The sequence below is a fragment of the Paenibacillus sp. FSL H8-0332 genome (genome assembly GCF_037963835.1).
GTDB lineage: Bacteria > Bacillota > Bacilli > Paenibacillales > Paenibacillaceae > Paenibacillus_AQ > Paenibacillus_AQ rhizoplanae.
In genome coordinates, this window is the sequence record NZ_CP150145.1 from 5,270,718 (window position 1) to 5,294,490 (window position 23,773).

A 23,773-nucleotide genomic window follows, 5' to 3' on the forward strand; every position below is an offset into this window, starting at 1 on the left:
GGCTGAAAGGAGTACGCACATATGAGAAAATCAATGTGTCTGTTGCTGGTACTGCTGCTGCTGACAAGCTGCGGTATCGCTAATAAAGAGACATCACCCTCTCCTCAGGATAAACAGTCGGCTGAAGCGGTACACAGTCAGGGGAACCGCGGAGTGCGGACACTGTCGGAAGATGGTACAGCCGTACAGGAGCCTACCCCGGATTCGGGACAACCTTCAGAAGGCAAGCACGACAGCGATGTTGCACTTAAGGATCATTTTGAACAATTAGCGCGAAGAGTCCCCGGTGTGGAAGGCGTCCACTGCGTCGTTATGAACAACGTTGCCGTGGTCGGCATTGATGTGGACGGCGCCCTTACCCGTTCGCGGGTGGGAAGCGTAAAATATTCGGTAGCTGAAGCGATCCGAAAGGACCCCAAGGGTATAAGAGTGCTAGTTACTGCCGACATGGACCTCAGCAGCAGACTGGCCGAGATGGGCAAGCATATCGCCAAGGGGAACCCGGTCTCCGGATTCGCCTCCGAGATGGCCGACATTATCGGCCGGATCATTCCACAGCTGCCCGAGGATATAGAACCGCAAGGCAATACAAGGTAAGCTGATTTCAAAAAAAGCCTAGTGATAGCACACTAGGCTTTTTGCATGGCGGCAAACACTTGACCGTCCAGCTTCTCAGCCGCACGTGCATCGTATACCTTCGCATATTTCGGAGCAGATTCCAGGTGCGCACCGTAGAACAGCGCATTGCGGACTGCTTCAATCTCAATATCAAAACAGCACATCTTGAACGGAACATCCGGCAACGGGTCCAGCCGAACCGCAGCATGACCGTTAATGGCATGCACCGTCCCTTCGCCAAACACCGTAATCGTTACCCTCGGGTTAACCTTCATGTTGTTCACCAGTCTGGAGCGGTGGTCCACAGCAAGGCGGACGATAGAAGGGCTAACAGCATAGATCCAGGAGATCGCAGTCGACGTAGGACCGCCGGATTCTGCATCCACAGTGTTAAGAAGAACAAACGTCTCCGATTGCAGCATAGCTAGCAGAGTTTCATTGAGCTGAGCAACGGCTTCTGACATAGTTACAGGCCCCCTATGCGGCAAGAATGCATTCAATTTATTATATTATAGCACAGGACGAAACTTGCATTCAATTTGCAGATTGTACCCAAAAGCTTGCTCAAGGCTGGCCTGAGACCACGGCAGCTGAAGCACCGGATATCCGGTCCTTTAGGCTTTTCTTGGCCGCGTCCAGCTCCTTATCGTTAATATATACATAGGGACTGCGCCAGGTTCCGGTTACCGGTACATATTCGACATTCTCCTTGGAAATATCCCAATAGGTAGCGATTAAGCTTTTGATCTGCGCATTCTCAATATCACTTTCCAGATTACTATCCACTGCATCCAGCACCCGGCCGATTTTGAGGACCCCGCCCAGCGACTGCATTTGTGAGATCAATGAAGTCAGCACTTCATTTTGGCGCTTGTTGCGCTCGAAATCATCCGAAGGCTTCGTAGCCGGCTTGCAGTTGGACTTGCGGTAACGCACATAATCCAGCGCTTTATCTCCGTTTAGCTTGGCCTCGCCTTTTTTGAGATTAATATCGGTGCCATCCACACTGTCTGTGTAACACATATTCGCACTGATATTAACGTCTACGCCCCCGAACTCATCGACAATATCCCGGAAGCCCTGGAAATCCAGCACGGTAGTATAATCGACCTTAATGTCCAGATATTTGCTCATCATCTTCTTCATCTCATCCTCAGCCAGAGTCCCGGAGGTCTTCTCCTTGCTCTTGAAGCGGGAGTAAAAAGCATTGATCTTCGTCTTCTTGTATCCGCTAAGCTCAACATATGTATCGCGGGGCAATGAGATTACCGTTGCCGATTTCGTCTCCGGGTTCAAGGCCGCGACCATGATCACATCTGTCAGGTTGGACGGGTGCTTCGGACGGTTGTCCGTACCGAGCAGCAGCATCGTCAGCGGCTTCTCCGAGGCGGATTGTCCTGCCGCAACCGGCTGGTCCACTCCGAATCCTCCCTGGTCAACCTTCCAGTACAAATACCCTGCGTAGCCTAATGCCGCTATCACGGCGATCAGGAGAATGACGAGCAGCACTCTCATCAGCCGGGCGAAGAATCCGCGCTTTTTGGCCTTTCGCGGCTTTTTCTTTGCGGTTGTGGTTGAAGCAGCAGATTTGGGCTGCTGCCGGTTAGAGGTGGTGCTTCCTTGCTGGCCGTTCCTTCTGGGTGGCAGATTGCCCTTGCTTGTATTCATAATCCATTTAGTTCCTTTTCATTCAACTGGAATAGAAGTAGATAACTTCGTAATAACTTAGACGAAGCCGGTCATCAAAAGTTGCGCTCACTGCCGTTTTGCAGCCGCTGCAGCCTTCCGCTTCTGCCGGGCCTCCACCAGGTAGCGGACCCGCACAAGCAGCATCAGTCCGACCGCTACCAGCAGGCACTGGATGATCGGCAGCTTGTCGTGCTGGAAGATAAGGAGCATACCCGAGCCTGCCGCCATCATCAGATAGAGCACGATCTCTTTGCCAATCGGCAGCTTCTGGTTGACGCGAAATACTTGGTTATACACATAGGTCAGTAATACAAAAATGACAATATAAGCGATAACTGGATGCTCAGCGAACCAGCTTTGCATAGCCCGTCACTCCTCCCGGATAATAAGTTACGCTTACATTATATCACCCGCAGCTGTTTTGTACTGCTATTAATCCCTGCAATTTGAAAGATCCCTTGCCGGTAAAATAATAAAAGCCGCCGGATTATTCATCCGGCGGCTTCATTGTCATCCGCTTACGCTTGACTGGCTTGCGCCGCCTTACGCTGCTTCTCTACACGCTCGCGCTCGCCCTTATTCAGGATCTTTTTGCGCAGACGTACAGATTTAGGAGTGATTTCACAATATTCATCATCATTCAAATATTCAAGCGCGCCTTCCAAAGAGAAGGTACGTGGTGTCTTCATTTTTACAGTATCATCTTTGCCGGAGGTACGCATGTTGGTAAGTGCTTTTTCTCTGCAAATGTTAACGATAATATCGTTATCACGAGTATGCTCGCCTACAATCATACCTTCATAAATTTCAGTACCTGCATCCAGGAAGAGAATACCACGATCCTCAACACCCACGATTCCATATTGGGTTGTTGTTCCACTTTCACTGGCTACAAGCACACCTTGATGACGTCCGCCAACTTGGCCGCCAAGCAGTGGAGCATAGCTATCGAAGGCATGGTTCATTACACCGTAGCCGCGTGTCAGCGTCAGGAAATGTGTGTTGTAGCCGATCAGGCCGCGTGCCGGAATCAGGAATTCCAGACGGACTTGGCCGGTGCCGTGGTTGATCATGTTAACCATCTCGGCTTTACGGCTGCCCAGACTTTCCATAACTGAACCCATGCTATCTTCTGGAATGTCAATCATGAGGCGCTCAAGCGGCTCAGATCTAACACCATCGATGTCTTTAATGATTACTTGTGGTTTAGACACTTGCATTTCATAACCTTCACGACGCATATTCTCGATCAGAATACCAAGGTGAAGCTCGCCGCGTCCAGACACGATAAACGCATCAGGACTGTCTGTTTCATCCACACGCAAGCTCACATCGGTTTCCAGTTCTTTGAACAGACGCTCACGAAGCTTACGGGAAGTTACCCATTTACCTTCTTTACCAGCAAAAGGACTGTTATTTACAAGGAAAGTCATTTGCATAGTTGGCTCGTCAATCTTAAGAACAGGCAGTGCTTCCGGATTTGCCGGATCAGCAATGGTCTCACCAATGTTGATGTCCTTGATTCCTGCGATAGCAACAATATCCCCTGCGCCCGCTGATTCTGTTTCAATACGTTTTAGACCTTGGAAGCCAAACAGCTTCTCAATACGCGCAGTTTTGCTCTTACCGTCACGCATAATAACTGTTACTGACTGACCCTGTTTGATCACACCGCGGTTAACACGGCCAATCGCGATACGGCCTAAATATTCATTGTAATCCATCAAAGTCACTAGGAATTGAAGCGGATCTTCTACACTTTCAGTTGGAGCCGGGATATGCTCAACGATGGTTTCGTACAGAGAAAGCATTGTCTCATCTTGCTTCTCAGGGACCATGCTTGATGTTCCGTTAAGAGCTGATGCATACACAACCGGGAACTCCAATTGCTCATCACTGGCTTCAAGCTCGATGAACAAATCAAGTACTTCATCAATAACTTCCTTCGGACGAGCAGCCGGACGGTCAATCTTGTTAACGACAACGATTGGAGTAAGTCTTTGTTCCAAGGCTTTACGCAGAACGAATTTCGTTTGCGGCATGCAGCCTTCATAAGCGTCAACAACGAGCAATACGCCGTCAACCATCTTCATGATCCGTTCTACTTCGCCGCCGAAGTCAGCGTGTCCAGGTGTATCTACGATGTTAATCAGGAACTCTTTATAAGTGATTGCTGTATTTTTAGCTAGGATTGTAATTCCACGTTCCCGTTCGATATCGTTAGAGTCCATAGCACGTTCTTGAACGTGCTCGTGCGCGCTGAAAATCCCGGACTGTTGAAGAAGCTGATCGACGAGTGTTGTTTTACCATGGTCAACGTGGGCAATGATCGCAATGTTACGGATATCTTTTCTTGAATGCATGATTTGTATCCAAATCCTCTCATTTATCAAATTAAAAATGTTTAAATTTATAGCATGTCACGGCAGTCTCACAAAAGAAGCGCCTGGCAGAAAGCCGACGCTCCAACATTCCTTAATTTTATAGTGAAAGCACTATGAAAAGCAAGTCTTTTTCTGAAAAAAACGTTACCAAGTCCGCTTATTTTTTCTATTTTTGCCTAAAAACTGACTCAGCGGGGGGCTTACCAGCCTCCGGTCCACTTATTACGGCTTCCGGGTCTGCCTCTTCCCAGCATCAGCCACAGGCCCGCAGCCACCAGAACAGCACCAAGCAGATACAGTGCCCCAGTACCCAGCAGGGTGAATACAACCAGCACTACGCTAAGCAATCCAAGGATAACAGCGGCGGTGGTTAAGCCTCCGGTTCTGCCTGAAGCATACAGCGAATATTCGTACAGTCCCACTGCGATCCCCAGCAGAAGAACAGGCCATAAGTGTCTCATGAGGTCCCAGCCCCAGGTGTTGCATAAGCCGAAGAGCAAGCCGTACACCGATAGTATGCCCGCAGGAATGAGTACAGATGCAGAAGCGCGGCGGGTGAAAAAGAGCACATGCAGGAACAGGCCCGGAACCAGAATGATGAGCGGCCATAAGGCCCGTCCCAGAAAACCGAACACCCCCAGCTTGCCCAGCAGGATCACAAGGCCGGCGGCGGCGATGAACACACCCAGTTTCATGTCATTTTTGGAAGACATCTTTCACCTATCCCTTCAAAATTTCGTGTCTTTTCACCAGTCCTTGCCCCTTCAGCAGACAAATCCGGCGACAGGTTTCCCTTTATTTTATCTGATAAACGCATAAAACACCATCATTCTTCAGCGCACCCTCCTGAGGGCATTCTCTTGAAAAAGAAATAAGGCTGCACCAAAGCCTTCCAGCTTTTGGTACAGCCTTATTATTGCCGGTTATCAGCCTGCGGATACTTTCCTGCGCTTCAGCATGCCCGTAACAACCACGATAATTCCCAGCAGCATCGGCAGCATAGCATGAAGCGTTGGCAGCAGGAAAGAAATCACCGGTCCGAATTTGGCATCCTGCAGCAGCATGTTCCCGGCAGTATACGCCAGAATATAGGCGCCGATGAAGACCAGCACCGGGAAGCGGTGCAGCCAGCCCACGATAATGCCGCTCCCCCAGACCACAATCGGAATGCTGATGGCAATCCCGATCACGATCAGCGCCAGATCCCCCTTGGCAAGCCCGGCAATCGCCAGCACATTATCCAGACTCATGATGAAATCCGCGAGCAATATGGTGCGCACCGACTTCCAGACACTGGGGCTTCCCTCGATTCTAAGCTCATCCTCGTCCTCCAGCAGCAGCTTGAAGGAAATCCAGAGCAGCAGCATGGCCCCTCCGGCTTCAATATAGGGAATCTTGAGCAGCAGCACTGCGGCGAAGGTCAGGATACAGCGCAGCAAGACCGCTCCGGCGGCGCCCCACCAGACGGCCAGCTTCCTGTGCTTCTCCGGCAGATTCTTGCTGGCCATTGCAATGACCATAGCGTTGTCTCCGCTGAGCACCAGATTAATCATTAGAATTTCACCAAGCAGCAATAATGAATCCATCCACCTCAGCCTCCCTGAACTCCATGTATCTACATGTATGCCTCAGGGCGACAAGCTATGCTTCTTGTCCCGCTATTTTGGAAACTGCGCATGTAAGGCCAGACTGCTGCGTATATCTATAGTCTCCGGCTGACTGCCTGCCGAGGGGGAGCAAGCTACCAAACCTATAGGAGTGACCCGGGATGAATACATCCGCTGTGGATTTCATATTATCTCTGCTGAATATCGTGTTCCTTGATCTTATTCTGGCGGGCGACAATGCCATTGTCATCGGCCTGGCTGCGCGCAATCTGCAGGGAAGCCGGCAGAAGCAAGCGATTCTGCTCGGCACAGGCGGTGCGGTCATCCTGCGGATTATCGCCACCATTCTTGTAGTATGGCTGCTTAAGATTCCATGGCTACTTGCAATCGGCGGACTGCTGCTGATCCTTATAGCCTTCAGGCTGCTGTCCGGCAGCAGCGAGGATGCGGATATTCACGCAGGGGGCACCCTGTGGGCGGCTGTGCGGACGATTGTGATAGCCGATGCGGCCATGGGACTGGACAATGTCATTGCCATTGCCGGTGCAGCCAATCATAATATTACGCTTGTTGTGCTCGGGCTGCTGATCAGTGTGCCCATTGTAGTCTGGGGCAGCACGCTGTTTATCAGGTTGATCAACAGGTACCCTTGGATTATCTATATCGGCTCAGGCGTGCTTGGCTTCACAGCCTCCACCATGATTGCCAGCGAGAAGCTCATTGCCCCTTACTTCAAGGCACATCCGCTGCTTCACATTGTATTCATCGCCGCAGTGATTGCCGGTATCCTGGCTGCGGGGCACTGGAAGCGCCGCCGGACACACCTCGCTGTTCAGAACCACTCTTCCTGAAGGCCTGCCTGCGCCGGTACTAAGTCCTCTGGTTTCTCATTGCCATAAGGTGTAATGAGTACGGTCTCGGTGCCGGCAACCGCCGTATCGAGTAAGGCCTGATAGCCGGGCAGCGTTGCTTCAATCTTGTCTACAATCCGCATATTCGGATTCGTCGTCGGTGATTTAGGCACGAACAGTGTACAGCAATCCTCATAAGGGAGGATGGACAAGTCATACGTACCGATTCTCCGGGAGAGCTCCACAATCTCACTCTTGTCCATCATCACCAGCGGACGCAGCAGTGGCAGGCTTGTCGCGCGCCCGATCACATTCATGCTGGGCAAGGTCTGGCTGGCCACCTGGCCCAGACTGTCGCCGGTAATCAGCGCAAGCGCCCCCTCCTTCTCAGCAAGACCGGTAGCGATCCGCAGCATGGCCCGTCGCATCAGCGTAATAATCAGATTGTCCTGTCCGATCCCGGTAAAAGAGGTCTGCACCTCCGTGAACGGAACCAGGTGCAGCTTGATCACCCCGGCATAACGCGACAGGACGCGCGTCAAATCTACAACCTTCTGCCGGGCAAGCTCGCTGGTATAAGGATAGCTATAAAAGTGTATACACTCTACCTCCAGCCCCCTGCGCATGGATGACCAGCCCGCAACCGGACTATCGATGCCGCCGGAGAGCAGCAGCATGGCCTTGCCGTTAGTTCCCAGCGGAAACCCGCCGACACCGGCAATATTCTCACAGAAAATAAGAGTATGCTCTTCGCGAATCTCAATCCTCAGCTCCAGATCGGGAGACTTCACATCTACCAGCAGCCCCGGATAACCCTGCAGCAGCGGTGTAGCTATAAGCTTATTCATCTCTATAGAGCCGTAAGGGAAGCCCTTCCACACCCGGCGCGCGCTAACCTTGAAGCTGGTTCCCGCCGCCGGAGCTATAAGGTGGAGGAAGGTCCGGCTGGCCGCAAGAATATCCTCGAATTCCGGCCGGGAGACCTTCACCGGGCTAATCGAAGCGATTCCGAACACTTTTGCGAGCGCATCCGTTAATTCGCCTGCCGGTTCACCGTTCAGCTCGACATAGATCCGCCCGAATTCCCGGGTCAGCTTCACGTTAGGATACGGCTTCACCATCTCCTTCACATGGCGCAGTACGGTCTTCTCGAACCGGCTGCGGTTCTTTCCTTTCAGAATGAACTCCCCAAAGCGCAGCAGGAGCATATCGGCATAGTCCATGCTGCTTCCGTATCCGGCATTCGGTACTCCGGTACCTGTTCCTGTCTCTGTTGTTGTCATTGGTTACTTCATGCCTCCTTCTGCAATCTTCAAAGATTGAACGGCTGCCAGCAGCGCCTGCTCCAGCTGGCTGACATCCTGCTCAGTGTGGTTATCGCCGAGGCTGATCCGTATGCCGCCAAGCGCAGCAGCGGTATCCCTGCCCATGGACAGCAGAATCCGGCTTGGCTCGGCCAGACGCGAGGAGCAGGCAGAGCGCGTGGCGACTGCCATCCCGAGCTCCTCCAGCCTGCGGGCCAGAACCTCCCCCTTCATGCCGGGGTAAGAGAAGTGGACAATATGCGGTGCCCCGTCCTCTCTGCTATTCAGTACAAGCTCAGGAATTCCTGATATATATTCCTCCAGCTGGGCCTTCAGCGGACGAATCCGGGCGGTGAATTCCTCCCGCCGTTCCCCGCTCATCCGCATAGCCTTGGCTGAAGCTACAATATTCGGCACATTCTCTGTTCCGGCGCGCTTGCCCTGTTCCTGGGAACCGCCGGTCAGCAAGGGAAACACCGTAACCCCTTCTCTAACATAGAGAATCCCTGTCCCGCGCGGACCACGTATTTTATGCGCGGACAGGCTGTACAGATCAGCCTGCCAAGCCTTCAGTGGAGCCTCAAGCTTCCCGTAGCCCTGCACACCATCTACATGGAACAGGGTCCGGCGGTTCGCCGCCTTGACCAGATGTCCGATTTCGCGCAGCGGCTGCACCGTGCCAATCTCATTATTCACATGCATCACACTGACAAGCACCGTATCCGGCCGGACCGCAGCGGCAATCCGCGAGGGTTCAATCACTCCTTGCGGGTCAGGTGCTACGAAGGTTACCTCCCAGCCCAGCTGCTGCAGCTGAAGACAGCTCTCGTAGACGGAAGGATGCTCCAGCTCCGTAGTCACAATATGCCGTCCTCTGCTCTGATATTGCAGTGCAGCTCCTTTGACCGCCAGATTGTTGCTCTCGGTAGCTCCCGAGGTAAAAATAATTTCCTGCGGCAACACATCAAGCGCCGCTGCGCACACCTCTCGCGCACGCTTAATCAGCTTGTCCGCCTCTTCTCCCGCCCGGTGCAGGGAAGAAGGGTTGGCGAAGTGCTTCCTCATCACCTGCTCCAGCGTCTGCACAACCTCCTCATAAGGAGGGGCAGCAGCGGCATAATCCCAGTACAGCATATATCGGCGTTCTCCTTTGTTGATCAGAATTCATCCCTGCTTATATGGTGCAAAAAGGATCAAACGGCCTGCACCCGCATAAGCGGCGGGTGCAGATTCCGTTTGATCCTTTATATTATACCGCGAATTGCGCGCGGGCGCGTTCTATTTTGGCAATGTAGGCCTGAGTCTCCTTCGGAAGCTCGGAGAGGTTCGCCATAAGCTCTGCATCGCTGCTGACTCCAAGCTTATTCACCCGGCCCGGTCCGGCATTATAGGCAGCCAGCGCCATCTTCTCCTGTCCGTCATACCGCTTAAGCTGGTAAGAGAGGTATCGTACGCCGCCGTCAATGCTCTGAGCGGGGTCGAAGGGGTCGGAGACACCCAGTCCGTTCGCTGTTCCGTCCATTAACTGCATCAGCCCCTTGGCGCCCGCAGAAGATACAACATTGGGATTGAAGGAGGATTCCGTATCAATGACCGCCTTGATCAGATCAACCGGAACGCCGTATTTCGCGCTGGCGGTCTGAATCAGCTCTTCATAATCCGTCGGCACCGTCTGCGTTATTTCCCCGGAAATGCCTTGATTGGACTCTGCTGCTTCCCCAAGCTGCTGCCACAGCAGATTATCCATAGAAGAAGTACCTGCAAGAGCAACGTATGTGCTTTTATTGCTGCTGTCAGTGGCTTGAGACGTTCCGGCCGCCTGCTGAAGCATCGCAGTGAACGCTGCCGCCGAGGAACCCGTAACTCCAGGGGTGGCTTTGTCAACCTCACGTTTCAGGCTTGAGCTTCTTAAGTCTACCCATTTCAACTGGCCGCTTGGAGTAGCGGCATTGATTGACATGCTTCCATTCCTTCTTTCACGCTAAGTCTTATATTTGAACTTTACTATTTATTCACAGCAAATACTATATGCCTAAGCGAAAAAACAGACTTCAGACCTGCATAGTTAGGTCTGATAGCCTGTTTTGAAATCCGATGTGCGGGTTCAGCCTGCTCTAACGGGCAAATGGAATTAAGATAAAATAACTTAAGGTGGATACGATCCCCAGCCCCATCGACCAGGCCCCGGCTGATTTTTGTCCTCTGACATACGCATAATACCCCAAAACAGCGGCAATCGGCCCCAATATAATGGACCAGATGAATAGGGAAACAACACCGAAGCCCAGGCCGATATAGCCGACTCTCCGGTCCTCTCCCTCGCTCACGCCGCCCGTTGTCCGCTGAGCCTCGTCACTCCGTCCCACAGTACTCTGGAGCTGCGATGGGAGCGGACTGAGCTCAGCCGCATACTCCTCATTGTGGCTTCTGTCCCGGCGGGGATAATCGACTCTGCTGCGCGGGCGCAAAATAACCTTTCTGCGGGCGGAACGGTCCACTTTGGGTTCATCTTTCGAATTATCCATAAGGGCCTCCTTCTCAGGCGTTCGGCTTGAACGTCAGACAACAGGTTGCGGATGAGGTTCCGGCATGGTCATGATGATTATTGGCCGTTAGCTCTTCTGCGTATTCCTCCATGTAACGGCTGCCTGCATGCTGATCGATCTCAATGACAATTTCCTCGGCACGGCACAGGTTTTGTTCTCCCCAAAAATGACAGTTGCTCACACTGCATTTCACAAGCGGTTTGGCGTTTGTCATAATGATCACCTCGCCATGTATTATGCCCGCTGTGAAATCGGCTATGCGGCTCAGAGCCGCTCACCTGAAAATAACAAAAAGACCGCCCCAAGCAGCCATATCGGCAGTTGGGACAGCCTTTTGCAGAAATTAGATTAAAGACCGGACATTGGATTACACCTGATTCTGCATCCGCTTCTCCGTCAAATAATCATTCTCATAATAAGTCAGATCATCACGCAGTTCCTCAAAGACCTTGGTGATCTCCATAATGATGTCGCGTGCCGGACGGACAGGCTTCTTACGGAAACGGATCGCATCCTGCCCGGTATAGGCGTAACGTCCATCCTCCGAATAACTCTCATTCTTGGGATAGAAGAAGTTATTGACTCCGAGATGATATACATTATATAGCGCTTTTTGCGCGAAAGGTTCATCGAAGGTAGCGCGGCGCAGTGCAAGCCCAAGCTTCTCATTAGACATTTCCGAGAACACCAGCAGATGGCGGAGATCGGACAAAAACCCCCGATAGAAATGCAGTGTTTCTTCATCCTCTTCGGTAACAAGCTGCGGCAGTGCATGCTCATTCAGGAACAGTTCCATTTTTTCGATAACGGATTTAAGCTTCTCTCTCGTCGATTCACACAATTTCTGCACATTGGCTGCTGACATGGCGGTTGCTCCCCCTTATTGTTCCTTGCATTAGTAGTTGTTAATGACACTTGGACATTGCAGTTGGTTGTACTTCTCTCTTGATAGTATCACAAAATCTCCTAAGCCTCCACCGTACTGATACCGGAGAAGAATCCTGCTGCTGTAAAGAACGGTACAAGCCCCGAAGGCGCTTACTTTCTGATATTAACATAAAACCAAGGACGGCGGTATCCTTTTCTGCCATGCATAAATCCGGCTCCCCCTTCTAACCCTAACCGGTATACGAAACCAAGAAGGAGCGGAAATCATGTCCCGTAAAAATTTAACCGTCGCCGGTATATTCACTGCTGCGCTGACCGTGCTGCTGCTCACCTTTGCCCTGCGGCCGGAAGCAGGCGGTACCCTCAGACAAGCATCTGTGCCTGATCCCTCTCAGGAAAAAGCGATCAAGAAAACCACCCTTGTGCAGGATGTAACGGCCACGGACAAGCTGAACCGCATCGATGTAAACAGACATCTGAGCACCCTGCTGGCCGATATGCATCACGCTTCGCCTGAAGATATCTCAGCATATGCCAATAGCCTTCAGCAAGGACACGGGCATATTACCCTGCTGATGCTGGTTGATTTCCGCACCCGCAAGACGACCACCTATAAATCTTCCCTGCCCGAAGGAACCGATCAGGAGAACAAGCAGCTGCTTCACTATTTGAATACAGCCAAATCAGCGATCAAAGGCCACCAATCCTATGAATCTCCTTCGTTCATCATCGGCGGCAAAAAGTATTATTTCGTAGCCCAGCGTAACCGGGAGGGCCAAATCGCTGTCATCGCTCTGATTAACCAGAAGATTCTGGACCGAGTAGCACTGCATCAGCTCAAGAATCTGCGACTTATTCCGTACCCGAAGGAAGGCAAGTACCGGATAGAATCCGTCCACGCCGATACCTTAAAGGACATTACGGTCAAGACCGGACATGACAATGAGAACGCCAGCCATTACTACGAGAATGAGATTGTCGTCCGCTTCCCGAATGGGCATCCCACGGCGGCACAGCTTCAGACCATCGCCGCCGATATCCGTTGCAAGGAGCCGCGCAAGCTGGGGTATGCTTATATTTTCCGGTCAGACAAGATGAGTTACTCCCAGCTTAAGACTTACTTCGCCAAAAAGTGGCACCCGCTGTACGCAGAGCCTCACTATATGTATTTAACCAATGATGCGGTCAGCGAAAATACAGGAGCGAATGTCATTACCCCCAACGACCTGCTCTTCTCGACTTATCAGTGGAATCTGCCGGCGATTGAAACCCCGCAGGGCTGGAATCTGTCCAGGGGCAGCAAGGAGGTCATAATCGCCGTTGTGGATACCGGTGTTCAAGCGAATCACCCGGATCTGAAGGGCCAGCTGCTCAAGGGCTACAATGCGATTACCAGCGGCAGCACGCCGGATGACGATGTCGGACATGGCACTCATGTGGCCGGCATCATCGGAGCGTTAACCAATAATGAGGAAGGGGTAGCCGGTATCAGCTGGTACAACAAGATCCTTCCGGTAAAAGCACTGGATAATTCCGGGGCGGGCACCACCTATTCGGTGGCCGAAGGCATTATCTGGGCGGCAGATCAGGGGGCCAAGGTGATTAATCTCAGCCTGGGCAATTACGCCGACTCGCAGTTCCTGCATGATGCGATTAAATATGCCTATGACCGGGATGTGGTGATTGTCTCCGCCTCCGGCAATGACAATACGGAGCGGCCGGGATATCCGGCAGCCTATGAAGAAGTGATTGCAGTCGCCGCAACGAATGCGGCGGGAGAGCGTGCTTCCTTCTCCAATTACGGGGACTACATCGATGTGGCTGCACCCGGGGAGAGCATTGCCAGCACCTATCCCGATAATCAGTATGCTGCGTTATCCGGCACCTCAATGGCCAGCCCCCATGTGGCAGCACTGGCCGGACTGGTACGCTCCCTGAACCCTGCGCTGACGAACAAGGAAGTCACCGCGCTCTTGACCTCTAGTGCCATCGATCTGGGCACCACCGGCCATGATAAGTATTACGGCTGGGGCCAGGTGGATATCTACCGTACCCTGCAGGCGGCAGGAGGAGGCCAGGTTCCGCTCCAGCTGTTCCCGCAGCAGGTCGGCAAACAGCTCGATTCTATACAATAAGCTGCGCACGTTAGCTGCTAGGAGCACAAATGCCGTCCCAGCAGCAGCAGGAACTGGCGGAGTCCGCGCTCCATCCCATCCTGCGTCAGCTGTGAATAGCTTATGCGGATATGCCTGGAAGGCATATCTCCGGCATAGCAGACATCGCCCGGCAGGAAGGAGATCCCTTCCCGCTCGGCCAGAGCGTGCAGCTCCTCAATTCCGGGGGATTCCGGCAGCTGCAGCCACAGATTCAGCCCGCCCTCCGGCAGCTGCCAGGTTACCCCGGCTGGAGCATACTGCTTCAGCAGTCTCGCTGCCGCCTCCTGGCGGACACGCAGCGCCCACCGCAGCTTCGCTGCATACTCGTCATACTGTCGCTCAATAAAGGGCAGCACAGCCCGCTGGGTCAGCAGCGGACTGCCCAGATCACTGGCCGACTTGGCGGCGATCAGCCGGGAGAGGATATTGCCCTCAGCGGCGACACAGGCGATCCGGCAGCCGGGTGCAAGGACTTTGCTGAAGCTCTTCATGTAGACTACATGCCCGGCGGTATCCAGCGATTTAATGGATGCCGGGGGCGGCTGATGGAAGTACAGGTCACTGAACGGATCATCCTCCACTATGAGACAGCGGTAGCTGCGGGCAAGCTCCAGCAGACGCTGTCTTCTTGGCATGCTCATTGTGACCCCGCTCGGATTCTGGAAGGTCGGATTGGTATAGATGAGCTTGGGCGGCCTCCGGTCACACATCGCTGTAAGCAGGTCCACCCGCATACCGTCCCCGTCCATCGGCACGAAGATCATCTCAGCCCCCCGCCCGGCAAAAACATCAATCGCCCCCGTATAGCTGGGCGCCTCCAGATACACCGTATCCCCCGGACCGACAAAGGTCCGGGCGACCAGATCGATCCCCTGCTGGGCGCCGCTCGTGATCATCAAATCACCGGCGCCCAGTGCGATTCCCCGGCTCTGCAGGTGCCTGCGCATCACCTCACGCAGCTCCGGGTCCCCCTGAAAATTACCATAGGTAGCCATCAGCTCAGGCTGCTCCTTCACAAGTACAGCCATGGTCGTGCCAATCGGCCCCAGTGGAAGCAGGCTGCTGTGAATGGACGCCAGATGAAAGGGATAGTCCACCTCAGAATAATCGAAGTTACGCCATAGCTGGGCCCGTGGCAGATAGTCATCATAACCGTCCTGCCACCTTGCCTCTGCCCCTTGCCTGCTCCGGTCCCGCTCTGCCACATAGCAGCCCTTACCCTGGCTGCACAGAATATGTCCGCGCTGCTCCAGGTCAGCATAGGCCTTGCTTACCGTTACCTGGCTCACCTTCAAGGAGGATGACAGACCTCTAACGGACGGCAGCCGCGTACCCGGCTGGAGCAGCCCCGAGGTGATCCGCTGCGCGATCGTCTCACTGATCTGCCGGGGCAGCGATTTGTCGCCGCTGCGGAGTAAATCAATATGCATGGCCCGCCTCCTCCCAACTGTTATATTTACCGTTTTACTGTTATACCGCTATACCGTTATGATACTACAAAATTCAGAATAGCAGGGAGCATGAATATGAAGATCAACTATGCGGACATGACGAACCATCTGGGGTCCTCCGCAGTCCGCGATATCCTTAAGATCACACAGGGCAAGGACATCATTTCGCTTGCCGGAGGACTGCCTGCAGAAGAGCTGTTTCCGGCAGAGGCGATCCGGGAGGCCTACAGCCGCGTACTGACTGGAGATCCTTCTGCGCTGCAATACGGACTGACAGAAGGCTATCTTCCGCTGCGTGAACAGATTGCCGCCAGACTGGGGCAACAGGGCATCCCTGTCTCCTCCGAGGAAATGATCCTCACTACCGGCTCCCAGCAGGCCATAGATCTGCTCTGTAGAATTCTGCTTGATCCGGGTGACACCGTACTTGTGGAGGCACCGACCTATCTGGCCGCCTTGCAGGTACTGGGTTCTTACCGTGCAGACATCCAGGTTGTTAAGAGCGATGAGGAAGGGCTGCTGCCGGAGCATCTCGAAGAGCAGCTTCGCGTACACCGCCCTAAGCTCCTCTATGCCGTGCCCACTTTCAATAACCCTTCAGGCGCAACCTGGAGCAGGGCACGCCGTGAACAAGTGGTGGAGCTATGCCGGAGATACGGCGTGCTGATGCTGGAGGATAATCCATACGGAGAGATTACGTTCGATGAATCACCGGAAGCCTATCCGCCTACCCTCGCAGCCATCGACAGGAATCTGGGCGGGGATACCTGCGTGGTCTATACAGGTACTTTCTCCAAGATCGTAGCTCCGGGACTGCGGACAGGCTGGATCATTGGCCCCGCCGGGCTGGTCAAAATGATCGCCAGAGCCAAGCAAGCCGCCGATTTGCACTCCAGCACCATCGATCAGCGCGCCCTGCATGAGCTGCTGCTCACGTTCGACCTCGAAGCCCATATCCGGCTGGTCTCCCGGGAATACAAGTCACGGATGAAGCTGCTCTCGGCAGAGCTGGCTTCGCAGAGCTGGCAGGATACATCCTTCCTGGAGCCGCGCGGCGGCATGTTCTTGTGGCTGAGCCTGCCTGCCCGGATTCATACCGCAGAGCTGCTGCCGCTGGCTGTGGAGCAAGGGGTTGCCTTCGTTCCGGGCGAAGTCTTCTATTCGGAGCAGCCCATGAAGAACACGATGCGCCTGAATTTCACTCATACCCGGCCGGAGCTGCTGCCGCTTGCAGTGCAGCGCTTGACCACCGCACTGTCCCGGTATGAGGAGCGTTTGCTGCCGCTATAATTCAGTTTGCTCTTAACCATTGGCGCATCCAAGTTCTCGCACACAAAAAGGCGGCCCCCATCAGGAGGCCGCCGTCTTATTATTCAGAAATTGTGATTACTGTAATGTCTTATTAAAGTTGTCAGTTAGGAAAGTTTGCCGTAAGCCGGGTTCTGTGCTCGTTGTGGTTCAGACGGGAACTACCCTCCCACCATAAGCGACAATCATCTATCTAGGCCATACATTACTGCACAGCTCCAGCGACCAACCTAGACACGCCTCAGGCGAAGGCTGCGGCTTCCGGTTAGGGAAGCTGCTGCGTCTCATTAGGTCTTGCTCCAGATGGGGTTTACCAGGAACGAAGTCACCAGCGTTCCTCGGGGTCTCTTACACCTCGGTTCCATCCTTGCCTGTGCCGCCCGAAAGCGGCCATCGGCGGTCCATTTCTGTGGCACTATCCTTCAGCTCGCGCCGACTGGACGTTATCCAGCACCCTGCCTTGTGGAGCCCGGACTTTCCTCCCGCATGCGCTCTCACGCATACCGGCGATTGTCTGTCAAACTTTCCGAAACAACATTGTATATTATACAGATATGCATAAGCCCGCACAAGTGTAAATAATTACAGCCTCCATGAAATACAGTTACATGAAATGAAAAGGCTCGGTATTCAGCGCAGAAGCATGTACCCCTGTGCTATACTTATGCTCCGTCAGCTTGCCGGCCAGAAACTCCGCTACCTTCACCTTCATGATCTTCTCCGCATTATGGCCCGGATCGATCAGGACGATTCCCGCGAGGTGCGCATCCTGTGCGGTATGGTAATCGATATCGCCGGTCACCAGCACATCCGCTCCCTTGAAGATAGCGCTACTGTAGTACTTGGCACCGGACCCGCCCATGACTGCTGCCTTGCGGATTGGACGGTCCAGATCTCCAACTACCCGCACGCTCTCCACATCCAGCCCGCGTTTGACCGTATCGATGAACTCACCAAGCGTCGCCTGCTCCTTCAGCTTCCCCACTCTTCCAAGTCCAAGGCTGCGGCCTTTGAGGTCCATGGAATACAGATCATAAGCCACCTCTTCATACGGATGAGCCTTCAGCATGGCCTGTACCACCTTGTTACGGATCGTATGCGGCACAATCGTCTCGATACGGACCTCTTCAGCCCGCTCCAGCTTGCCTGGCGTGCCGATATACGGGTCCGTGCCCTCCTGCGGAATGAAGGTGCCATAGCCTTCGACATTGAAGCTGCAATGGCTGTAATTGCCGATCCAGCCCGCTCCGGCGTTCAGGATAGCATCCAGCACCTTCTGATGATGATCCTTCGGCACAAATACAACGAGCTTGGACAATTGCTCTGTATGAATATCCTTAATCGGTGCGCCATTCTCAATGCCGAGCGCTTCCGCCATCCAGTCATTCATTCCGCCTTCGGCCACATCCAGATTCGTATGGCTGATGTACACGGCAATATCGTTTTTGATCAGCTTCTCATATAAGCGTCCCGCCGGGGTATCCGTCAGAATCCCTTTGATCGGCCGGAAAATCACCGCATGGTGGGCAATAATCAGATTACAGCCCTTGGCAATCGCTTCGTCCACAATGCTCTCATTGACATCCAGCGCCACCAGCACCCCGGTGATCTCCTTCTGGAGACTGCCGACCTGAAGCCCGACATTATCCCATTCCTCAGCCAGATGCTTTGGGGCAAGCTGCTCCATATATCCAATTACGGTCTGTCCTTTGGCAAACATTCCAGCACCTCCGCAATCCGTTTAATCTGAAGCTTGATTCTGCTGCGCTTCTCCTCAGCCGCCTCCAGCTCCGAACGTGCTAGCGAGGCCAGAATGCTCTCCAGCTTGGAGATTTCACCCCGCCATTTGGCGGCGAACACTTCATTCGGCGCTTGCAGCAGCAGCGGGCCCATCTCCAGCAGCAGCGCCTGATCAAGGGCAACATTGCCTCCGGCAAGTAGGCGCTCGCTGTACAGCTCTTCATTCGTCCCCGCCGCTTCAGCGCCCTCAGGGACAGCGGTCAGGATCTCATAGATTTTGCCGTCTTCCTCCAAAATATGCTCCGAGACCAGCACCCAGCCGCTCCGCAGCAGCCAGCGGCGCAGATTATCCTCGCCTACATTGGGCTGTAGCGCGAGCGTCTTCACTCCGGCCAGCTTGCCGAGCTTCTGCCCGCGTTCCAGAATGGCCGCGATCAGCGAGCCGCCCATGCCAGCAATGGTAATGCAGTCCGCTTCCCCCGGCTCCAGCACCTCCAGCCCGTCTCCGCGCCGTACAGCGATCTTTGCACCAAGTCCTGCTTCCGCAACACCACGAAGCGCCGCGTCATAGGGTCCCGGATTTACTTCTCCGGCAATAGCCGAAGGCACACGGCCGCTCTTCACAGCGGCAACAGGCAGCAGGGCATGATCTGAGCCGATATCGGCAAGTCTGCTGCCTGAGGGTACCTGCTCCAGCAGCAGCTGAAGCCGGTCTGATAATTTTACATTGTTCATGAGGCCACCCACGTTATCCATTTTTTTCTGAAGAGGAACAGCAGCGCAAGGCCCACTGCAATCTTCAGTATTAATACAAGCGAGGTCCATTCCGGGAATCCCGCTCTGAGCCATAGCGCATCCACCTCCGGCATCAGCCAGAGGGCAACGCCCGCCCCCAGGTACACCCCTGAGACCCCGCTAACCTTGTGATACATCAACCAGCTCATCCAGATCATAAGCACACACAGCGGAAGCCAGAGCAGCTCCAGCTCCAGCAGAGAGGCGTCCGGCCGGACATTCCCGAAGAATCCCGCATAGAGCAGAGCCCAGAAGGCATATCCGCAGAAATGAAGCAGTCCGATGCGCAGAAAAAAACCAAGCACACACCACAGCAGCCCGCAGGCCGCAATCAGCAGCGGTATCCAAAAATCGGCATCCAGCTTATGCAGCTCAATCAGCCACAGTCCGAATCCCAGCGTTAAAATGCTGCCAACTCCCGCCAGCATCAGGCTGATCATCTTGTTGCGGTTCAGGTAAATCGCCGAATACCCATAACAAATAATTAGGACACTGAGCGCTGTAGCAAGTTGCAAAGGCCAGGGAAAAACGCTAAAATAAAGACTAATCAAGAAAATCAAGGAAATAATTCCAAAACCAAACAGCCAAATTTTGATGCTTCCCTGCTGGAGATTCCGTAAGGATACCGGGTTGCTGTCTTCCACCTCTGCCTGATCATCATACAGGTTGGTCAGGAAGTCACAGTATTGCTCAGGCAGAAGCTTGCTTCTTCTCCAATATTGAATTTCTCTTAATATAGTATCACGTTTCTCCAGGTTCAACCGGCATCCCTCTTTCCAGAACTTGCCTTCACTCTATTTCAAGCGCCCGCACACAGCGGGGCTTCAGCATTGATCCCTTAACAACAGAAGAGGACCTCCTGCCACCGTGCAGCAGAAGGTCCGGTTGTAAGGTCTATTCGAGGAAATCCTTCAGCCGCTTGCTCCGGCTAGGGTGACGCAGCTTGCGAAGCGCTTTGGCTTCGATCTGGCGAATCCGCTCGCGGGTTACGCCGAACACCTTGCCCACTTCCTCAAGGGTTCTCGTCCGTCCGTCATCCAGTCCGAAACGCAGGCGAAGCACATTCTCTTCACGCTCAGTCAGCGTGTCCAGCACATCCTCCAGCTGTTCCTTCAGCAGCTCATACGCTGCTGCATCCGCAGGCGCCAGCGCCTCCTGATCCTCAATGAAATCTCCCAGATGCGAATCATCTTCCTCACCGATCGGTGTCTCCAAAGATACCGGCTCCTGGGCAATCTTCATGATCTCTCTAACCTTCTCAACTGTAAGCTCCATCTCGGCTGCAATCTCTTCCGGCGATGGCTCGCGTCCCAGCTCCTGCAGCAATTGACGGGAGACCCGGATTAGCTTGTTGATGGTTTCGACCATATGCACCGGAATACGGATCGTCCGCGCCTGATCGGCAATCGCACGCGTAATCGCCTGACGAATCCACCAGGTCGCATAGGTACTGAATTTGAAGCCTTTGTTATGGTCAAACTTCTCAACTGCCTTGATCAGACCCATGTTGCCTTCCTGAATCAGATCCAGGAACAGCATGCCGCGTCCGACATAACGCTTGGCGATACTGACCACGAGCCGCAGGTTCGCTTCCGCCAGTCTCCGCTTCGCTTCCTCATCACCATTCTTGATCCGCATCGCCAGTTCGACTTCATCGTCAGCCGATAACAGCGGCACACGGCCGATTTCCTTCAGATACATCCGGACAGGGTCGTTGATCTTGATACCCGGAGGCAGTGACAGATCATCATCGAAGCTGAAGTCGTCTCCCTCTTTGTCCTCATTATCCTCGCTTGGACGGAGGCTGTTCACCTCTTCATCGTTCTCATTGACAACCTCGATCCCCAGATCGCTCAGCTGTTCGTAGAATTCCTCCATCTGCTCGGGATCTTGATCGAATGGCGACAATTTCTCCATGATATCTTTGTAATTAAGTGATGATCTTTTCTTCCCGTGATCAATAAGCTGGTCCTTAACCTGATCCAGAGTAAATTCCGCTTCCAGTTCAGTGTGCTGATCGTTCGCCATAATTCGACTCCCTCCTCCCTAGGTACATCCTGTCAACATTTCATTGTCTCTCTAGGGCTAAAATTTCACTTGCTATTTGTGCTGCACGCAAAAAGTCACCGGATTTCTCCGCCTGAATCATCTCTTCACGCTTGGGTTCAATTTTGCGCTGCAGAGGATACTTCCGCACTTCACGAATACAATCGTCCAGAACCTGCGTACTCCAGTCCGGAGGGGTGTCCATCATGGAGATCGCCGTTGCGGTCTTCTCCAGACGGTCATCCTGAAGCGATGATAGAAACCGGCTGATGCCGGGTGGTTTGCCTTGCGCATAGTAAGCATATAGATAAGCGGCTATTGCCGCATGATCATCAATATTGAACTCTTCCCCGAGCCGTTCACCCACATAGGTCGCCGCTTCCGGGTCTTGAATCATTAATGATAACAGACGCCGTTCCGCAACATGGTAAGCAGGCAGCAATGTAGGTGTCTGCACTTGCCCTTTTTTATGCCTACCATTATTCCACCTGTTATCGTTATTATCCCCTTCGGGGTTGTTTTTTTGCATCGAGGCCCGAAGTAAATTGCAATCCTGCTTCAGACTGTCGTAAGATAGCTCAAGCTCGGAGGCGATTTCCCGCAGGTACACCTCCCGCTCCGTTGAAGAAGGGAGCCCGGCGATAATCTCCAGAGCCTCCTTGACATAGGCAATTTTGCCGTCTTCCTCTAGGAGTATATGGTTTTTTTTCAGATATATAAGCTTAAATTTGATGGATGACACAGCAGAGTCAATCACTTGTTCCCTGAATCTGTCCCCGCCATGCCGGGTGATGAATTCATCCGGGTCCAGGCCGCTGGGAAGCAGGGCTACCCTGACCCGCAGACCGCTGGCTTCCAGGATAGGAATGGCCTTAAGGGCCGCAGCTTGTCCCGCCTTATCTCCATCATAGGAGAGAACAATCTCATCTCCCAGGCTTTTCATCAGCGCCACATGGCCCTCCGTGAGCGATGTGCCCATGGTCGCTACCCCGTTATGCACACCTGCATCCCAAGCCGAAATGACATCACCGTATCCCTCGAACAGGACGATTTGCCGCGTTTTGCGGATGGATGCTTTGGACTGGTGCAGATTGTACAGAATCCGGCTCTTGTTGAATAACCGGCTCTCCGGGGAATTCAGATATTTCGGCTGCCCTTCACCAAATATTCTCCCGGCAAAAGCAATGGTCTTGCCCATGCGGTTAGCAATCGGAAAAATGACCCGGCCGCGGAAGCGGTCCAGATATCCTTTGCCTTCCCCCCGGACAGACAGGAGTCCGCCCTTCTCCATCTCGGCGAGATCAAAGCCCCGTTTTTCGAGAAACTGCAGCAGTGTATCCCAGCGGTCCGGCGCATAGCCAATCTGGAACTGGTCAATCATTTTATCGCTGAAACCACGGTTTCTTAAATACTCCATAGCGGCAGTGCCGTATTCCGTGTTCTTCAGCAGATAATGATAATACTTCGCGGATAAATCATACGCCTGAATCAGCCGGTCCCGCTCTGGATCGGGGGCAGCCAGCGCCCCGCCTCTTCCCTCAGGAACAGGGATATCACTCTCTTCCGCCATGATTCTGACTGCTTCGGGGAAGGATAATCCTTCGATTTCCATCCTGAATTTGATGGCATTTCCGCCCATACCGCAGCCAAAGCAATGAAAGACTCCCCGGTCAGGGGTGACAGTGAAGGAAGGTGACTTCTCCGAATGGAACGGGCAGAGGCCCCATAAATATTTACCCTGCTTGGACAGATGGACAACCTTACTGACTGTATCGACAATATCATGCCGCGCCAGCACGTTCTCGATAACCTCTTCGGGAATAGGACCATGTCCGCTAGCCACTTCAACCACCTTCATCTCTTAACAGTTAAATATAATTCGCTATAGCTGGACATTCTCCTGCAAAATTGTTAAAAGTTTTGTCAGTTTATGTTGAAAAAGATTTTTTTCCTCTGCAGTAATCGCTTTGGGACCCTTGGAATAATGGCCCCGTCTGCGTTCTACCGCCTTGGCATGCCTGCTCTCCAGCATAAAATCCATGGTAGAATTCTCATATTCCTGGCCCCGGTTCGAAAGTGCCCGGCAGCGTTTGCCCAGCGCCAGCGCCGCCAGTCCATAATCCTGCGTAATTACGACATCTCCCGCAGAAATATGATTGGCGATATAGAGGTCGGCACTGTCTGCCCCGCGGTCCACCTGAACCACCGTAACGCCTTCTTCCGCCCGCAGCACATGATCATAGGAAGAGACCATCAGCACCGGAAGCCCGAAGCTGCGTGCCACGGTAATAATCTCCTGCTTAACCGGACAGGCATCCCCGTCCACAACAATCTTCCTTAGCGGGGAAGTTCCCAAGCTTAGCCTCACCAAATTCCTGTGTAATATATAT

The 23,773-nt window shown here is 53.3% G+C and carries 23 protein-coding genes and 1 other RNA gene; 4 read left to right on the forward strand and 20 right to left on the reverse strand.

Annotated elements, in window-relative coordinates:
* Positions 1-21: 21 nt before the first annotated feature.
* Positions 22-597 (forward strand): YhcN/YlaJ family sporulation lipoprotein, encoded by a 576-nt coding sequence (locus NST43_RS22770; protein ID WP_209987933.1) that lies wholly within the window; start codon positions 22-24, stop codon positions 595-597.
* A gap of 32 nt (positions 598-629) precedes the next feature.
* Here NST43_RS22770 and NST43_RS22775 read toward each other — a convergent pair whose 3' ends face one another.
* From NST43_RS22775 to NST43_RS22800, 6 genes are all read right to left on the reverse strand, one after another.
* Positions 630-1,082 carry a pyridoxamine 5'-phosphate oxidase family protein gene (locus NST43_RS22775; RefSeq protein WP_036690242.1) on the reverse strand — a complete coding sequence of 151 codons (453 nt, stop codon included), beginning with the start codon at positions 1,080-1,082 and terminating at the stop codon, positions 630-632.
* Positions 1,083-1,182: 100 nt separating this feature from the next.
* Positions 1,183-2,286 (reverse strand): LCP family protein, encoded by a 1,104-nt coding sequence (locus NST43_RS22780; RefSeq protein ID WP_339219560.1) that lies wholly within the window; start codon positions 2,284-2,286, stop codon positions 1,183-1,185.
* An 87-nt stretch (positions 2,287-2,373) separates the two neighbouring features.
* Entirely contained in the window at positions 2,374-2,670 is a 297-nt protein-coding gene (locus tag NST43_RS22785; protein WP_209987927.1) for a YlaH-like family protein, read from the reverse strand.
* Positions 2,671-2,825: 155 nt separating this feature from the next.
* The gene (gene typA, locus NST43_RS22790; RefSeq protein WP_209987924.1) at positions 2,826-4,670 is read right to left on the reverse strand and encodes a translational GTPase TypA; all 1,845 of its coding nucleotides are present in this window, start codon (positions 4,668-4,670) and stop codon (positions 2,826-2,828) included.
* A 221-nt stretch (positions 4,671-4,891) separates the two neighbouring features.
* Positions 4,892-5,404, reverse strand: coding sequence for a hypothetical protein (locus NST43_RS22795; RefSeq protein WP_339219563.1), 513 nt, complete (start codon positions 5,402-5,404; stop codon positions 4,892-4,894).
* A gap of 213 nt (positions 5,405-5,617) precedes the next feature.
* Entirely contained in the window at positions 5,618-6,277 is a 660-nt protein-coding gene (locus NST43_RS22800) for a TerC family protein (RefSeq protein ID WP_209987918.1), read from the reverse strand.
* A gap of 182 nt (positions 6,278-6,459) precedes the next feature.
* Here NST43_RS22800 and NST43_RS22805 point away from each other — a divergent pair, with 182 nt between their 5' ends.
* The gene (locus NST43_RS22805; protein WP_339219566.1) at positions 6,460-7,149 is read left to right on the forward strand and encodes a TerC family protein; all 690 of its coding nucleotides are present in this window, start codon (positions 6,460-6,462) and stop codon (positions 7,147-7,149) included.
* Here the strand turns inward: NST43_RS22805 and thiI are convergent.
* The 6 genes from thiI to NST43_RS22835 form a co-directional block, all read right to left on the reverse strand.
* Positions 7,131-8,372: a tRNA uracil 4-sulfurtransferase ThiI gene (thiI, locus tag NST43_RS22810; protein ID WP_339225509.1), complete on the reverse strand. Its 1,242-nt coding sequence runs from the start codon at positions 8,370-8,372 to the stop codon at positions 7,131-7,133. The genes NST43_RS22805 and thiI overlap by 19 nt on opposite strands.
* Before the next feature lie 63 nt (positions 8,373-8,435).
* Complete coding sequence (locus NST43_RS22815; RefSeq protein WP_339219568.1) at positions 8,436-9,587, reverse strand: cysteine desulfurase family protein; 1,152 nt, start codon at positions 9,585-9,587, stop codon at positions 8,436-8,438.
* Positions 9,588-9,702: 115 nt separating this feature from the next.
* The gene (locus tag NST43_RS22820) at positions 9,703-10,413 is read right to left on the reverse strand and encodes a lytic transglycosylase domain-containing protein (RefSeq protein WP_339219569.1); all 711 of its coding nucleotides are present in this window, start codon (positions 10,411-10,413) and stop codon (positions 9,703-9,705) included.
* Positions 10,414-10,567: 154 nt separating this feature from the next.
* The gene (locus tag NST43_RS22825) at positions 10,568-10,978 is read right to left on the reverse strand and encodes a hypothetical protein (protein ID WP_339219571.1); all 411 of its coding nucleotides are present in this window, start codon (positions 10,976-10,978) and stop codon (positions 10,568-10,570) included.
* A gap of 13 nt (positions 10,979-10,991) precedes the next feature.
* Positions 10,992-11,216: a DUF1540 domain-containing protein gene (locus NST43_RS22830; protein WP_339225510.1), complete on the reverse strand. Its 225-nt coding sequence runs from the start codon at positions 11,214-11,216 to the stop codon at positions 10,992-10,994.
* 150 nt (positions 11,217-11,366) lie between these two features.
* Positions 11,367-11,864, reverse strand: coding sequence for a YpuI family protein (locus NST43_RS22835; protein WP_209987901.1), 498 nt, complete (start codon positions 11,862-11,864; stop codon positions 11,367-11,369).
* Between the two features lie 289 nt (positions 11,865-12,153).
* On the opposite strand from NST43_RS22835, the gene NST43_RS22840 reads away from it, so the two are divergent.
* Entirely contained in the window at positions 12,154-14,022 is a 1,869-nt protein-coding gene (locus tag NST43_RS22840; protein WP_339219572.1) for a S8 family peptidase, read from the forward strand.
* Between the two features lie 17 nt (positions 14,023-14,039).
* Here the strand turns inward: NST43_RS22840 and NST43_RS22845 are convergent, their stop codons facing one another.
* Positions 14,040-15,473 carry a PLP-dependent aminotransferase family protein gene (locus NST43_RS22845; protein ID WP_339219574.1) on the reverse strand — a complete coding sequence of 478 codons (1,434 nt, stop codon included), beginning with the start codon at positions 15,471-15,473 and terminating at the stop codon, positions 14,040-14,042.
* A gap of 96 nt (positions 15,474-15,569) precedes the next feature.
* Between NST43_RS22845 and NST43_RS22850 the strand changes: the two genes are divergently transcribed.
* Positions 15,570-16,784: a PLP-dependent aminotransferase family protein gene (locus tag NST43_RS22850; RefSeq protein ID WP_339219576.1), complete on the forward strand. Its 1,215-nt coding sequence runs from the start codon at positions 15,570-15,572 to the stop codon at positions 16,782-16,784.
* Positions 16,785-16,910: 126 nt separating this feature from the next.
* Here the strand turns inward: NST43_RS22850 and rnpB are convergent.
* The 7 genes from rnpB to NST43_RS22885 all read right to left on the reverse strand — a co-directional run bounded on the left by rnpB (position 16,911) and on the right by NST43_RS22885 (position 23,739).
* Positions 16,911-17,328: RNase P RNA component class A (gene rnpB / locus NST43_RS22855), an RNA gene on the reverse strand.
* Between the two features lie 78 nt (positions 17,329-17,406).
* The gene (locus NST43_RS22860; RefSeq protein WP_339219577.1) at positions 17,407-18,522 is read right to left on the reverse strand and encodes a Nif3-like dinuclear metal center hexameric protein; all 1,116 of its coding nucleotides are present in this window, start codon (positions 18,520-18,522) and stop codon (positions 17,407-17,409) included.
* Entirely contained in the window at positions 18,498-19,277 is a 780-nt protein-coding gene (locus tag NST43_RS22865) for a class I SAM-dependent methyltransferase (RefSeq protein WP_339219579.1), read from the reverse strand. Before NST43_RS22865 ends, NST43_RS22860 begins: the two co-directional genes overlap by 25 nt.
* Entirely contained in the window at positions 19,274-20,098 is an 825-nt protein-coding gene (locus tag NST43_RS22870; RefSeq protein WP_339219581.1) for a hypothetical protein, read from the reverse strand. Before NST43_RS22870 ends, NST43_RS22865 begins: the two co-directional genes overlap by 4 nt.
* A 133-nt stretch (positions 20,099-20,231) precedes the next feature.
* A complete protein-coding gene (gene rpoD, locus NST43_RS22875) occupies positions 20,232-21,365 on the reverse strand; it encodes an RNA polymerase sigma factor RpoD (protein ID WP_036690273.1) in 1,134 nt (377 codons plus the stop codon).
* Positions 21,366-21,405: 40 nt separating this feature from the next.
* Positions 21,406-23,226 (reverse strand): DNA primase, encoded by a 1,821-nt coding sequence (gene dnaG / locus NST43_RS22880; protein ID WP_339219583.1) that lies wholly within the window; start codon positions 23,224-23,226, stop codon positions 21,406-21,408.
* A gap of 39 nt (positions 23,227-23,265) precedes the next feature.
* A complete protein-coding gene (locus NST43_RS22885) occupies positions 23,266-23,739 on the reverse strand; it encodes a YaiI/YqxD family protein (RefSeq protein ID WP_339219585.1) in 474 nt (157 codons plus the stop codon).
* Between the last annotated feature and the right edge of the window lie 34 nt (positions 23,740-23,773).

Coding starts and splice junctions, on each gene's coding strand:
- NST43_RS22770 (WP_209987933.1), top strand. CDS start 22: ATGAGAAAATCAATGTGTCTGTTGCTGGTACTGCTGCTGCTGACAAGC.
- NST43_RS22775 (WP_036690242.1), bottom strand. CDS start 1,082: ATGTCAGAAGCCGTTGCTCAGCTCAATGAAACTCTGCTAGCTATGCTG.
- NST43_RS22780 (WP_339219560.1), bottom strand. CDS start 2,286: ATGAATACAAGCAAGGGCAATCTGCCACCCAGAAGGAACGGCCAGCAA.
- NST43_RS22785 (WP_209987927.1), bottom strand. CDS start 2,670: ATGCAAAGCTGGTTCGCTGAGCATCCAGTTATCGCTTATATTGTCATT.
- typA (WP_209987924.1), bottom strand. CDS start 4,670: ATGCATTCAAGAAAAGATATCCGTAACATTGCGATCATTGCCCACGTT.
- NST43_RS22795 (WP_339219563.1), bottom strand. CDS start 5,404: ATGTCTTCCAAAAATGACATGAAACTGGGTGTGTTCATCGCCGCCGCC.
- NST43_RS22800 (WP_209987918.1), bottom strand. CDS start 6,277: ATGGATTCATTATTGCTGCTTGGTGAAATTCTAATGATTAATCTGGTG.
- NST43_RS22805 (WP_339219566.1), top strand. CDS start 6,460: ATGAATACATCCGCTGTGGATTTCATATTATCTCTGCTGAATATCGTG.
- thiI (WP_339225509.1), bottom strand. CDS start 8,372: ATGGACTATGCCGATATGCTCCTGCTGCGCTTTGGGGAGTTCATTCTG.
- NST43_RS22815 (WP_339219568.1), bottom strand. CDS start 9,587: ATGCTGTACTGGGATTATGCCGCTGCTGCCCCTCCTTATGAGGAGGTT.
- NST43_RS22820 (WP_339219569.1), bottom strand. CDS start 10,413: ATGTCAATCAATGCCGCTACTCCAAGCGGCCAGTTGAAATGGGTAGAC.
- NST43_RS22825 (WP_339219571.1), bottom strand. CDS start 10,978: ATGGATAATTCGAAAGATGAACCCAAAGTGGACCGTTCCGCCCGCAGA.
- NST43_RS22835 (WP_209987901.1), bottom strand. CDS start 11,864: ATGTCAGCAGCCAATGTGCAGAAATTGTGTGAATCGACGAGAGAGAAG.
- NST43_RS22840 (WP_339219572.1), top strand. CDS start 12,154: ATGTCCCGTAAAAATTTAACCGTCGCCGGTATATTCACTGCTGCGCTG.
- NST43_RS22845 (WP_339219574.1), bottom strand. CDS start 15,473: ATGCATATTGATTTACTCCGCAGCGGCGACAAATCGCTGCCCCGGCAG.
- NST43_RS22850 (WP_339219576.1), top strand. CDS start 15,570: ATGAAGATCAACTATGCGGACATGACGAACCATCTGGGGTCCTCCGCA.
- NST43_RS22860 (WP_339219577.1), bottom strand. CDS start 18,522: ATGTTTGCCAAAGGACAGACCGTAATTGGATATATGGAGCAGCTTGCC.
- NST43_RS22865 (WP_339219579.1), bottom strand. CDS start 19,277: ATGAACAATGTAAAATTATCAGACCGGCTTCAGCTGCTGCTGGAGCAG.
- rpoD (WP_036690273.1), bottom strand. CDS start 21,365: ATGGCGAACGATCAGCACACTGAACTGGAAGCGGAATTTACTCTGGAT.